Origin of the sequence: Limosilactobacillus mucosae (assembly GCF_013423865.1) — a bacterium.
Classification (GTDB): domain Bacteria; phylum Bacillota; class Bacilli; order Lactobacillales; family Lactobacillaceae; genus Limosilactobacillus; species Limosilactobacillus mucosae.
This window is the reverse complement of record NZ_CP058954.1, coordinates 686,067-698,961: the sequence shown is the minus strand read 5'-3', so window position 1 is coordinate 698,961 and position 12,895 is coordinate 686,067. Positions and strand designations below refer to the sequence as shown.

The 12,895-nt window shown below is 47.4% G+C and carries 12 protein-coding genes, 1 tRNA gene and 1 pseudogene; 3 read left to right on the top strand and 11 right to left on the bottom strand.

Going from position 1 to position 12,895, the window contains the following annotated elements; genetic code table 11:
• Positions 1-40: 40 nt before the first annotated feature.
• The 3 genes from H0G69_RS03405 to H0G69_RS03395 form a co-directional block, all read right to left on the bottom strand.
• Positions 41-129: transfer RNA gene (locus H0G69_RS03405), tRNA-Ser, on the bottom strand.
• A 59-nt stretch (positions 130-188) separates the two neighbouring features.
• A complete protein-coding gene (locus tag H0G69_RS03400; RefSeq protein ID WP_180305165.1) occupies positions 189-824 on the bottom strand; it encodes a phosphatase PAP2 family protein in 636 nt (211 codons plus the stop codon).
• A gap of 186 nt (positions 825-1,010) precedes the next feature.
• Complete coding sequence (locus H0G69_RS03395; RefSeq protein ID WP_180305164.1) at positions 1,011-2,189, bottom strand: thiolase family protein; 1,179 nt, start codon at positions 2,187-2,189, stop codon at positions 1,011-1,013.
• A gap of 205 nt (positions 2,190-2,394) precedes the next feature.
• Here H0G69_RS03395 and H0G69_RS03390 point away from each other — a divergent pair, with 205 nt between their 5' ends.
• Positions 2,395-2,568: a hypothetical protein gene (locus H0G69_RS03390; RefSeq protein ID WP_180305163.1), complete on the top strand. Its 174-nt coding sequence runs from the start codon at positions 2,395-2,397 to the stop codon at positions 2,566-2,568.
• A 100-nt stretch (positions 2,569-2,668) separates the two neighbouring features.
• Here the strand turns inward: H0G69_RS03390 and H0G69_RS03385 are convergent, their stop codons facing one another.
• Complete coding sequence (locus H0G69_RS03385) at positions 2,669-4,498, bottom strand: monovalent cation:proton antiporter family protein (protein ID WP_180305162.1); 1,830 nt, start codon at positions 4,496-4,498, stop codon at positions 2,669-2,671.
• 94 nt (positions 4,499-4,592) lie between these two features.
• Here H0G69_RS03385 and H0G69_RS03380 point away from each other — a divergent pair, with 94 nt between their 5' ends.
• Positions 4,593-6,005 (top strand): C69 family dipeptidase, encoded by a 1,413-nt coding sequence (locus H0G69_RS03380; protein ID WP_006499930.1) that lies wholly within the window; start codon positions 4,593-4,595, stop codon positions 6,003-6,005.
• 210 nt (positions 6,006-6,215) lie between these two features.
• Positions 6,216-6,896, top strand: a complete 681-nt coding sequence (locus H0G69_RS03375; RefSeq protein WP_128513246.1) for a DUF554 domain-containing protein — start codon at positions 6,216-6,218, stop codon at positions 6,894-6,896.
• A gap of 265 nt (positions 6,897-7,161) precedes the next feature.
• Here the strand turns inward: H0G69_RS03375 and H0G69_RS03370 are convergent, their stop codons facing one another.
• The 7 genes and pseudogenes from H0G69_RS03370 to H0G69_RS03340 all read right to left on the bottom strand — a co-directional run bounded on the left by H0G69_RS03370 (position 7,162) and on the right by H0G69_RS03340 (position 12,819).
• The gene (locus tag H0G69_RS03370; RefSeq protein WP_240164367.1) at positions 7,162-8,028 is read right to left on the bottom strand and encodes a glycosyltransferase; all 867 of its coding nucleotides are present in this window, start codon (positions 8,026-8,028) and stop codon (positions 7,162-7,164) included.
• A gap of 55 nt (positions 8,029-8,083) precedes the next feature.
• Positions 8,084-8,254: pseudogene (locus H0G69_RS03365) on the bottom strand (UDP-N-acetylglucosamine 2-epimerase (non-hydrolyzing)); the annotation flags it as partial.
• 304 nt (positions 8,255-8,558) lie between these two features.
• Entirely contained in the window at positions 8,559-9,056 is a 498-nt protein-coding gene (locus H0G69_RS03360; protein ID WP_180305161.1) for a hypothetical protein, read from the bottom strand.
• Positions 9,057-9,153: 97 nt separating this feature from the next.
• Positions 9,154-10,062, bottom strand: a complete 909-nt coding sequence (locus tag H0G69_RS03355) for an alpha/beta hydrolase (RefSeq protein ID WP_180305160.1) — start codon at positions 10,060-10,062, stop codon at positions 9,154-9,156.
• Positions 10,062-11,369, bottom strand: coding sequence for a PTS sugar transporter subunit IIC (locus H0G69_RS03350; RefSeq protein WP_180305159.1), 1,308 nt, complete (start codon positions 11,367-11,369; stop codon positions 10,062-10,064). Before H0G69_RS03350 ends, H0G69_RS03355 begins: the two co-directional genes overlap by 1 nt.
• 123 nt (positions 11,370-11,492) lie before the next feature.
• Positions 11,493-11,762, bottom strand: a complete 270-nt coding sequence (rpsN, locus tag H0G69_RS03345) for a 30S ribosomal protein S14 (protein WP_006499939.1) — start codon at positions 11,760-11,762, stop codon at positions 11,493-11,495.
• A 202-nt stretch (positions 11,763-11,964) separates the two neighbouring features.
• Positions 11,965-12,819 carry a metallophosphoesterase family protein gene (locus H0G69_RS03340; protein WP_180305158.1) on the bottom strand — a complete coding sequence of 285 codons (855 nt, stop codon included), beginning with the start codon at positions 12,817-12,819 and terminating at the stop codon, positions 11,965-11,967.
• Positions 12,820-12,895: the final 76 nt, after the last annotated feature.

Genomic DNA, 12,895 nt, shown 5'->3' with positions numbered 1-12,895 from the left:
GGCTTTGGGGCTTCTAGTCAGTTATAGATGTTTCTGAAAAAGGAGAGTACAGGATTTGAACCTGCGCGCCCGCTCAACACGGGTTCGCCGGATTTCGAGTCCGGTGCATTACCACTCTGCCAACTCTCCATAAGTCAACGCTAACTAGTATAGCGAATTTTTACAGATTTGACAAGAGTGATCAGTAATTATTTTTGAATTTCGGTAAGCCAATTCATAAAGCGCTCTTTTTGCGAGTTGGCGACCAGCCACCAGCAAAGCGCCAGCAGCAAGCCGGCCAAGACGTCACTGGCATAGTGAACGTGCAGATAGACGCGCGAATACATGATCAGCAGGATCCAGCAGACGCCAAGAATGCAGCCAAACAGTCGGCTCCAGTTTGACTTGAGGTGCGGCCAAAGCAAAGCCAAAATCGTTAGGACAAAAATTACGGTTGCAAAGGTATGGCCACTGGGAAAGCTGTAGCCGCCGATCTTTTCTAATCGATGAGCAGGACGCGGCCGCATTACGCTGGTCTTAAAGAAAATCACCAGCAGATATCCTACAAACTGCATGGCGCCATACCACATGCTGCTGCCAAGCTGTTTTTTCCACCATAAAATCAGCATCATTACCAGCGTTACCGGTCCTAAAAACTGGGGCGAGCCTAATGCAGTGATAAAAAGCATAATACGAGTTTTCATGGCGGTAATTGGCATCGTTAAAGCAAACCCAGCCTGGTCCATGGTTTTGATCTGGGAGTCATGACGCAAAACGGCAAACATGAAAGCCAGAAAAAACAAACCGCAGACAACACCAAAATCAATCCAACGCGACTTTTTCATAATCAAAATCCTCTCAAAACTTTGCATCTAAGATAATATTTTACTATTTTTTCATTCCTTTACCAATGCCTAATCCGCGCCAATTATTCCTTCTGATCGTAATTTTGCTAAGTCAACACCCGTTTGACCGCCAAACTAAAAAACAGCCAGATTCGTCAAAGACGCGTCGGCTATTTTAAGATCTTATTACGCCTTTTCAACCAAACAGGCCACGCCCATGCCGCCGCCAATACACAGACTGGCAATCCCGGTCCGTGCATCAAGATCCCACATTTCATGGATCAGCGTTACCAAGATCCGCGCTCCCGAGCAGCCCACCGGATGACCCAGCGCCAGTGCACCGCCACGCGGGTTGACGCGCCGTTCATCCAGCTTGAGTCGGCGCAGGCAGGCAACCGATTGTGAGGCAAAGGCTTCGTTGATTTCATACAGATCAACATCCTCACGACTGATCCCCGTCTCGTTGAACAGTTTTTCAATTGCATAGGCCGGTCCCAATCCCATGTATGCCGGATCAATACCGACCAGGGTTGTCGCCTGCCACTCTGCTAACGGCTGCAGCCCATATTCCTTGACTGCCGATTCAGAAGCCAGCATGACGGCCGCCGCCCCATCGTTAAGTCCCGAGGCATTCCCAGCTGTAACCGTTCCCTCACTGGCAAAAGACGGCTTTAATTTCTGCAATGCTTCAATTGAGGTGTCCGCGCGCGGTGCCTCATCATCTTTAACGATCATCGTACCTTTGCGAGTCTGAACCTCGACTGGGACGATTTCGCGATCAAAGGCATGATCTTTTTGTGCCGCCACTGCTTTTTGATGACTGCGCAAGGCAAATTCATCTTGAGCCTGACGACTGATTTGATCAAGTTCAGCCACGTTTTCCGCGGTAATTCCCATTGGATAGCCGTTTTCGACATCAATCAAGGCATCTTTTTGCAAGGCGTCAATCAGCTGACCATCACCAAAACGATAGCCGCCACGAGCCTGATTTAAGATATACGGTGCTCGCGACATGCTTTCCATCCCACCAGCAATCACAATGCGGGCCTGATTTGATTGAATCAGACCGGCCGCCAGACTGACACTGGACAGACCTGAGCCGCAGACGTCATTAATCGTAATTGCGGGCGTGGCATAGTCTAGGCCTGCCTTGATCACGGCCTGACGAGCTGGATTCTGGCCAGCACCGGCTTGAATCACGTTGCCCATTAAAACCTGATCAACGGCCTCTTTGGTTACGCCGCTGTCTTTGACGACGGCGGCAATTGCAGTTGCACCAAGCTCTACAGCAGAAACACCAGCCAAAGACTTGCCAAATTTGCCGATTGGCGTTCGCCGAGCAGCAACGATATATGTTTTTTCCATCAAATTCCCCCACAGCATGAAATCTTGCAAACGTATCCTAGTTTATCGATTTTCACCGTTTAGTGCAATTAATTGCCCCATAAACTGGTGGCTACCTTTTGAGCTGAGGCTTTATCAATCGCGAATTGTCCAAAAGATGATTAATGATTGTTAATCTCAGCTGAATATATGGTAAAGTTTTTTATGAATACGTGAGGTGAATAATATGTTTTGGATAATTGCAACCGGCTGTGTGCTGCTGGCCGTTTTAATGCCGATATACTGGAAAAGTCATCCAGAAATCAAGACCACGCCTAAGGGACTGCGAATCTTTAAAGTAGTTGCCTGGGGGCTGGCTGCCGTCATGATTATCTGTGCTCTGTTATTTGAGCAGAAATAATCAAACCAGCATCCCGTTGCCAGCCGATTTCAGCAATATAAAAAACAGTGCCATTGCAAGCTTAATCATCAGCCTGCCGTGGCACTGTTTTTGATTTGGCTTAGTTGCGTTTGCGCAGTTCAGCCCGAATATTGGCAACATCACTGGCTTTACTGGTAAAGATCAAGTGGTCGCCAGGTTCGATCACCGTCGTCCCCCGTGGAATCAGCCACTGCGTCCCGCGGCGAATCCGACTGACCGTCATCTGATCGATAAACGGCAGAGCCTGCAATTGCTGACCTGTATAACGACGATTGCGGACTACGACTTCATAAAGCCCGGCTTCGGTACTGTTAAGCATCGTCATAATAGATGGCGATTCAATCAAAGCCCGTAAGACACTGGTTTGTACGTTGTAGACATTAAAGATCTCAACACCCATCTTTTGCAGCTTGTTGCGCTGGTCCTCATCCAGATTGCGCTGATTTTGACCGGCGATTACGCGGTTGACGTGATGCGCTTTGGCAAGTTTAGCCAGCCGGAAATTCTTGGCATCATCCAGATAGTCAATCGCCATAATGTCACAGTCAAAAAACTTGCCCTTTTCTAAGGCGGCTTCGCTTAGTTCCGGCAGATAGGTCAGATTTTTAACTTCACTGTCATAGGTTTTATAATTGTCCTGACTGTCCGTAACCATTCGTACCTCATACCAGTTACGCGACAACTGCTGAGCGACAGGAACACTGAAGACGTTCGTACCCAAAAAGACGACGCGCTGTTTGAGCTTGTCTTCTGGTGCGAGACGGTAGACCGAGTTAAAGACGATTGGCGCAATAATGCAGACAATTACTGCCGCCAAGACAAAGGCATCTGACTGTGTCGCGGTAATGGCATGCAGATTGCGTGCGACCTGCAGCGTTGGCAGAACCAAGGTGATCGTCGTAACCAGCAGGAAACCGCCAGCAAATGCATTCCGCCCATTGAAGCGCTGCCGAAAGACCAGCATTGGCGTAATCTTTGCCATAATAAAGCAGACTACCAGTACTGGAATCAGCGCCAGAGCATGCGGATTGGTCAGCAGCGTGCGCAGATTCAGTTTGACACCGGTCATCAAAAAGAAGATCGGGATGAAAAAGCCGTAGCCGATTGAGGTGAGCTTGTCTTGAGTGGCCTCACTGGGCTCAAGCAGTTTCATTACCATCCCGGCTAAAAAGGCACCCAGGATGTTTTCGGCTCCCACCGTCTCTGCCAGCGTCACCAGCGTAAAAATCAGAAAGAAAGCCAATCGAATGTCCAGCTGCGTTGTTGCTTTGGTAACCTTGTTAAACCAGATAAATGGCTGCTTGAAGCGATGCAGCAGCAGAATCGCCGCCAAAAACAGCAGCACGATCATCCATAAGCGCTCAGCATTGCCACCGTTGATCGAGGCATATACCGTCAGTGAAAGCATGGGAACGACCTCGCCTAAGACCGCCGTCAAAAGAATCGTCTGTCCCATCGGCCGGCTGAGGATTTCTTTTTCCTTCAGCGTAGCAATCACTACGCCAAGCGCCACTGTTGAAAAGATGATCGTCGCCAGCAGAACGTCATTGAACATCCCAGTTGCCTTCAATGCCATTCCGAGAATAAACGCCGTCAGCATGATGCCGACAAATGAGGCAACCGCCAAATTAACCGGTGACTTTTTGTCTTTGGGTGCCCCAGGTCGCTTTTTGAACAGGCTGAAGTTGATCTCCATCCCTGACAAAAACATCAAGACGATCACGCCCAGACTCGATAAGAAAGTCAGGTCACGGGTTTGCACGACCAGATTAAAACCGCTTTTACCCAAGATGATGCCCACGATAATCTCGGCCACCGCGGTAGGTACGCTGGCAACCCTAAAGCGCGCCATCAATATTGGAATCAGCAGGGCTGAAAACATAATAATAAACATTGAAAGCTGTTCCATTATTTAATTTCCTCCACTTTTTGTTTAATTTTATTGATTGTTTGGGTTAAAATAAATACATAAAGTTACAAAATTCAAATAAGGGGACTTGAAAATGTCACAAAAACTATCGGCATGTACCAGCATTCTGATTGGTAAAAAGGCCAGTCGTGATGGCTCAATCATGATCGGCCGCAATGAAGATGCCAAGGCAGCCTGGCCAAAACGCCTGGTTGTTCACGCGCGCGGCGAGATGCCATCTCAATTCGTTTCTAAAGATACCAAACTTGAGCTGACGCTGCCTAAGATCAGTGCTCGCTATACGGCAACGCCAGAATGGACCGACAAGTACGGCCTGTTTGAAGAAGCCGGCATCAATGAATACGGTGTAGCCATGAGTGCAACCGAAAGCGCCTATTCCAACGATCTGGTGTTAGGCTATGATCCACTCGTTAAAGAAGGCTTAAACGAAGAGGCCATGGTTACGGTTGTTTTGCCATACGTCAAGACTGCTCGCGAAGGGGTGCAAAGACTTGGCGAGCTGGTTGCCAAATACGGAACCGGCGAAACCAATGGCATTTTGTTTGCTGACGATGACGAGGCCTGGTATCTTGAGACTGGCGCTGGTCACTACTGGGTTGCCCAGCGGATTCCCGATGACTGCTATGCTGTCGTTGCCAATCAATTAGCCATCCAGGAGATTGATTTTAACGATCCAGACAACTTCATGTACCATCCTGGCATTCAGGAATTCGTCGAAAAGAACCATCTCAATCCGCACCCTGGTACCTTTAACTTCCGCCAGATCTTTGGTACGGCTGACCGTTCAGATGCCGTCTATAGTGAGCCGCGCGTTTGGTATGGTCATCAAATGTTCAGTCCCAAAGCTGCGCAAAACGAACAGCCAGAAGCTGCTGACCTGCCGTTTTTGATGAAGCCTGAACGCAAGCTGTCAATCTTTGACGCCCAGGCCTACCTTGGCTCCCATTATGAAGGGACGCCGTTTGATCCAATCGGTACCGGTTCGGATGAAGAAAAGCATCGCTACCGTCCCATCAGCCTGGCTAAAACACAGGAAGCCCACATTCTGCAGACGTCCCGCGCCTCCAAAAACAGCATTCACTGGATTGCCATGGGGGTCGCCAATGAATCAACGTTTGTTCCATTCTTCAGCAACATCAACGACACTCCAGCACCATACAAGCGAGGCAAGCTACCGGCTCAGCTCAACTCGGCATACTGGATCTTTAAGCATGCCAGTGTTTTAGTCGACAGTCACCTGCACGATTTTCTGCCAATGCTTCGCGATGTCCAAAAAGACTGCAACGCCAAGGCCATTGCCATGATTCAGGCAACCGACGAAAAGGCAGCTGGTCTGGCCGGCGCTAAACTGACCAACTATTTGACGCGTCAGTCAGAAAACTTCGCAACCGACGTTTTAAACGCCTACCGTCAGCTGAGTCTCGAATTGATCACCAAAATGACTGATTACTGTCCTTTGAATTTTAACACAGATGAAAACCTGTAATAAATAATATAAAAGACTGACGGTGTCCTGCACACATGTCAGTCTTTTTTAATCAGCACTCAACTTCTTGACTCCTTGATTGATCGTTTCAGAGTCTGTGGTAATTTCTTTTTTATGACGATTAAATAAGCTAAAATAGTTAAGTATGTTCAAAATGTCTGGCTGATACTGCTCAGTCTGGCAGATTAACTTAAAGCGAGGTTTTTTAAAATGATCGGAATCTGGGCCAACGTTGGCGCGGTAGTTGTCGGTACTGCAATCGGCTGTTTTTTTAAGCAGTTCTTACAGGAAAAATACATTGAGACCCTCTGGATAGCATTAGGCTTTGCTGCTCTTGGCGTTGGACTGCAGTCGGTCATCAGCAACATGCCGAAAAGCAACTACCCGGTCCTTTTTATCATCAGCCTGGCAGTTGGGATCCCGCTAGGTACTTATTGGCAACTGGATGACCGTTCCAACCACTGGCTCAGCACGCGTTTTTCCTCTAAGCTTGGCGAGGGCGTGGCCACGGCAAGCTTTTTAGACTGCATTGGTGCTTTAGGGATCTTAGGACCAGTCGTTGCCGCAACCAATGGCAATCAGACGATGCTTTATACCAACGCCATGCTGACGCTGGTCTGCGGCATTATTTTTGGGACCGGCTTTGGCTGGGGGATGCTTTTGGAAACGCCGATCGTTTTAGTCTGGTTTGGCGGCATCTATTTAATCGCCAAGTTTCTGTCCGCCAGTTTCTTTTCCAATGCCTTCGTGGTTGAGGAATCAATCGTTGGTGGCTTTCTGATTGCCGCGTCTGGCTTCTCGCTGTTAAAAATCAAGGAGTTCAAAACGCTGGATATGCTGCCATCCTTATTGGGACCGCTGGTGTTCTTTTTATTTAAAAACATCTTTTAGCCAAATTGGCAGCGATCGGCTTAAATCTGTTCAGCTCACCTTCATTGATTGAAACCATCACCATTTAAAAACTCGCCTCAAGCGGCTATTATGCCCTTTGAGACGAGTTTTTTCTAGCAGTAGCATCCATAAAATGAGTGCCAGCTGTGGTGTACGCGTGGCAGCCAATGCATGGAGCAGCTTTGGCGGTAGTTATAGCCATACCAGCCAGAGTAATGAACATGAACGACAATGACAACCACTACCCGCTTACAGCCAGAGTCAGTCAGTGCGGTTGGTGCCGTAGCCGCTGCACCCGCCGTGCCCGCGATCGGTGCCGAATGAAGGGGCGGGCCTTGGCGATGGCTTCTTGGTATGCCAAAGCATCACTGGCATATTGTGTTTTTTTACCCTGCATCAAAAAACGCGTACTGAATTCAAAATCTTCTAATAATGCATTGCCCCATGGCCGCGAACTGGCAACGGAGCCGACACGGATAAACTGTCCATTGCCCGAAGCTGCCGCATTGCCAAGTCGGTTGCGGGTGTTTTGAATCCAATCATTGACTACGGTGAATTCAATATCTTGCATCAGCTGCAGCCAATTATTGGTTTCAAGCATGCCTACCCGTGTCTGCAGCAGATCCAAATCCTCATCATCGGCAAAATACTGCAGCACCTTGCGATAGCTTTTTTCCGTCATGTAGGCATCCGCATCCAGAACGCCGCAGATTAGGCGCTTTGGATCGCCATCCTGCAAAGCCAGCTGATGATAGGCCCAGTTAAGTGCATTTCCCTTGCCGGTTTGAGCGTTGGGGTGCTGACGCTGCAAAAGCTGAATTCTCTCTTGGCCCGTTTGACTAATAAATCGCTTGACGACAGCTGCGGTCTGATCATCAGAAGCATCATCAATAATGACCATTTTAACGTTTTCAAGCTGATGAGCCTCTTTTAAAAACAGCTGCATGGTCTGTTTGATGACAGCCTCTTCATTCATCGCCGGAACCAAAATCACCAGCCGATACGACTGATCAAATCCCAGCTCGACTTTATCTGATTGACTGTTTTGACCTAGCGCAAGTAAAAAACAAACCCAGACTAGATAAATTATCAAACCAGCAAATGACGTTTCAAAGATTATCTGACTGATCAATCAGCACCCCCTTTGCGGCTTATTATGGCTATTTGGCTTTTACCGCTACGGAAGCTGGCGAAACATCAAAGGTCTCCAAAACCTGATCGAGCATTTGTCGATGCTGTCCGGTCACCACCACGATTGGCTTAAATTCAGCCGCCTTCTCCAATACTTTAATTACCGGAACCATTTTGATTGCTTCGGGTCGCGTCCCGAAAATCACCATGATTCGTTTTTTGCCCATAAAAATCATTCCTAATTCATCTGTCAATTGAAAAGCTTTTTAATAAAATCAGCTTTTATGATTTTAATTTCATTTTAATATATGCAAACAATCTAGCCTCTTAAATGAATATATACAAACAGTCAACGTTAAAAAAATAATATTTAGTATTCCTACCTAATGTACGAAATGTAAATTAATCAATTCGATTTCTGCAAATAAGCCATGAATTTGCGAATTATTATACAAAAAATTAAAAAAGCACCTGAATGATTCAGATGCTTAGTATAGTTATTTAGTTTTGTACAGTAAGTGTTACCCAAACCTATGGCAGACAGCTGACTGCCTGTTTAGTAGCATGCATTGAGGTCAGCTTTAACGAATCGTTTACTGTCTGCCCTAAATCATGCCGATCTGATTGAGCAACCCAAGCCTGCTTGTTTGTCTGAACATAGCTCTCGCCAGCCGGGACGTTCCCCAGATCAAGCTGCAGCTGATGGTGACGAACCAGATAGTAAGTTCCATTTTGATCAAAAGCTGCTTGATAGGCTTGCCGATGATTTAAAATTCGGCGCAGCTGTTTTTGATTATCAACTCTGATGTATTTTCCCCGATATCTGCCAGCGCCAAAAACCACATACTGGTAGTCATTTGGCGTGCTGGTCAATTCTGCTTTGGCTGCGGATGATGCTTGATAGCGATAGACGCGATTGACCAACGGATGCGCCTGCATAAATCGATAGCCGCGATACCCCCAAAACGAAACCACTAAAGCCAGCAACAATAATAGAATGATCTCGACAAAACGCTGTTGTCTTTTCATTGTTATCCCCCTGTTTATTTCGGTGCCAGACTATGCGTATCCAGTCTGCACGTCACATTTAGAATAACCTTTTGCAGAGGGATTTTGCAAACATAATTTATGGATTGGAAACTGAAGAGCTGTGACTTATTCGTTTGTTTTTACTATTGACGGCATTAGGCTGATCACTGTCCAGTAAATATTCCTCAATCAAATTAATGATCTGGCGATTCTGCGGCAGTGACGAGTGCTGCGCCTTGCTGCCGGTAACCGTCATCTCGGTATAGTGCTTGACCTGTTTTTGATAGATATAGCGCCCCGCTCTTACGCTGCCTAATTTAACGATGCCGTCTTCAGTATAGGTATCGGCACCGGAAACTGAATAGACATCCAGGCTGGACGGCAGCCGGTCACGATGCTTCAAAAAGTAGGTGTACATCTGCGTCGGATTGCTGGTTGAGCTTTCATTAAGATTAAATGGCGAGCCAACCGTCATCAACCGTTTGATTTTTACATAGTCTGAATAATCTGAGTAGTATTTTTCCAGCCATAGAGTCCAGATCAAACCACCGTTGGAATGACCAAATGCTTTAAAATTATTAAACTTATATTGATCAATCAGTTCATTAAAGGCTTCATCAAACATTTTGGCCTGTTTCTTGATGTTGTCATAGCCATCATGATTGTTTTGAAAACCCACGACAATAATCGGCTCGTTGTCGCCACTGCTGATCTTGCCAGTATATGTAATCTTACCGCTGTTGTAGACCTCCAGTTTTAATAGACTGTGCTTGTGACTGGTATCTTTATTAAGCAGCGTCACCATTTCATCAAAGCGATTCTTGGTTGCCGAACTGCCCGGAATCATAATGATCGGTGACATCTGAGCCTTGCTGCGCTGTGCCAGATAATGGTTGTTGTCTTTCATCCAAAAGTAGGCCGGAAACGCCAGGACAATCAGCAAGACTACGACAAAAATCAATAAGCGCATGCTGCGTCGGCGCTCTTTATCATTAATAATCAGCATTATGCCACCGCCTCGATTTGTTGTGTTTTAAGTTCAGCACCAAGCGCCAACCGAACGAATGGGATATATACCCAGACATCAAAAATCAGCAGCACCAATGAAAACAGCAGTGCCTCCCAATCACCATTGGAACCGATAAATGCCGCCAGTGGCCCAGGAGTCCCCATTGGCAGAGGATAGGGCGTTGCCGGGATCAGATGCATTAAGGTTGCCAAAGCGCCCAACAAAAGATTAGCCAAAGGCAGCAGCAGATAAGGCAGCAAGAAGACGGGATTTAGGATTACTGGCAGACCGGTCATCAAGCCATAACCGCTGTTAAACAGGGTCGGCAATAAGTTCCAACGTGCCAACCGTTGAATTTCCGGCTGTCGGCCAACGATGATCAAGGCAATCACTAAAGCCAGCATGACTCCATCACCGCCAAAGTTGGCAAATGAGCTGTAAAGCGTAGAAGTTAGGCATTTGTATGGTACGTTCCAGCTTGAGCCATGCTGAAAAGCGTAGTTCAGATTGGCCGCCGCCGCGCCGGTCAATCCCTGAGCAGCCGTGTTGATCGTTGGTCCGCCAATGCCCAGCCAGCTCATCAATAACGAAACGGCAATCAAAGGAAGTGCCACCCATAGCGACTGATTGCCCTGACCAAAGTTCTCCAACCAGGTATAGGCGAGATCCAGCCAGGAACTTAACGTCAGCCAGTTGAACAATGCTCCTAAGGCCGCGCCGACTGCCAGCGAAAAAAACAGCGGCCGGATAGCATTCAGAGCACGCTGCTGCATTTTTTCCAGCGTCTCAATCGTCTGATCGCTGGGCTCGCCGCCTTTTCCCAGCCAACGATAGACCTGCCCAACACCATAGCCAACGATCAGCGCAAACAAGACGCTGCGCACGCTCAAAAGATTCCAGTCAAATGAGATCATGTTGGGGCTGCTCGTACGCGTATAGCGAAATGCCAACAAAAGCATAGTGGCAAAACCGGTCATTCCTGCCATCGGCGCATCCTGATGATATAGTTTGGCGGTATAGCGGGCCGCAGCATAGGCAGCCATCACGCCAAACATCCCAAACGTAATCTTGGCCAGACCGCCCGTGAGCCCCGTAATACCAGTCCAAAGCCAGTCTGGCATGATGTCGCCCAGATCGGCAACATTAAAGAAAAAACTATCCGTGGCAAAGAAGGCTTTTTTCAGCATCACTGCCAAGGTCCCGACATAGGCGATTGGAAACAGCAGCATCAATGTCTGTCGGGTAATTTTGATAAAAGAGCGCTGATTGAAACGCACCGTCCATTCCACTAATCTGTTCAGCATAGCTTCACTTCACTTCTTAAAAGATTGTTTAGACTTAGTATACCGCGAACCGGCTGATAACAGCATGTTCGCAAAAAGAAAAAGGTTCATGGCTGACTATTTCAGACCATGGACCTTTTTTAGTTACCAGCTGGCTTTTTTGACGCCCGGCAGCTGACCTTTGTGTGCCAGTTCACGGAAGTTCAGCCGTGACAAGCCAAATTTGCGCATATAGGCATGCGGACGGCCATCCAAGCGGTCACGGTGATGCAGGCGCACCGGTGCCGAATTGCGCGGCAGCTTGGACAGGCCGATATAGTCACCGGCCGCTTTCAGTTCAGCACGCTTGGCTGCGTACTTTTCAACCAGCGCTTCTTGATGCTTGAGCTTGGCAATCTTAGACTTTTTGGCCATTTTCTACCCTCCATATTTAATGTAGATTTTGATTAAAAATAAGATTTTTACATTTGCATAGTCATTCGTTGGTTATTATGCCAATTTGCGTTTTTGAATGCAAACTTTTTGCCTTACTTTTTGTAATCAAATTAGATTATGGGAATCAGGCAAAAAAGCGGCCATTAGTTGGTCAATATGTGGCCATTAGTTGGTCAATATGTCAGGAATGTTTCTTAACTCGTTTGGCATAAGCTTGGTACTCAGCCAGATAGTCCCATTTGCGATTGATCTGATCAAGCAGCTCTTGATCATGCGTATTGACCCGGCCAGTTTCAAGCGTCCGCTTATAAAGTTGCAGGTAAGGAATATCTGATTCAACAGCCAGCTCATATTCCGATTCACGATCATAAGGTACGTGCCGATAGTCCAATTCGGCAATCCCATCATCGTCAACCTCCAAGATCAGATAATGAGCCCGCGTATCGTGCTGCAGCGGCCACCAGCCATTAAACGGCTCCCCGACCGATCCCGGGTTCAAGATCAAGCGCTCATCACTGGCATAGCGCATCAGACTGTGATGAACGTGAGCATAGATGGCCACGTCTTGCTGATCGAAATTTTCAAACAGCTGGTCAAAATGCTCGACTGGATTGGTGGGAAACAGCGCCTGCCCCATGTTGAGCGTTGGCAGATTATGCGAAATGCCAAACGTTAATTTGCCAGCCTGCTTTTGAACATGCAGCGGCCAACTGGCAATCTCATCAATCACAGCGGCGGAAACATGCTCGCCAACGTACTGGGCCAAACGAGCAAAATAGATTCGCGAGGGCTTTTCAAGATCCATCTGTCCCCGCACGCCCTTGACCGTTAAATCATCCCAGTTGCCGCGTACCATTACGCTTGGCTGCATTTTTTTAATCAGCTGCCAGATCTCCATTACACCTGGGCCGGGCATCAACAGGTCGCCAATAAACCAATATTCATCAACACTATGGCGCAGACTGTCAGCATACATTGCCTGCAAAGCATGCAGATTGCCATGTACGTCAGAAAATACCGCGATTCGCTTGCTCATCATGTCACCTCATTATTTATTCACATGAATAATCATATCAAACCTGGCTGAACTCTGTGCAAAAAAATCGAAAAAT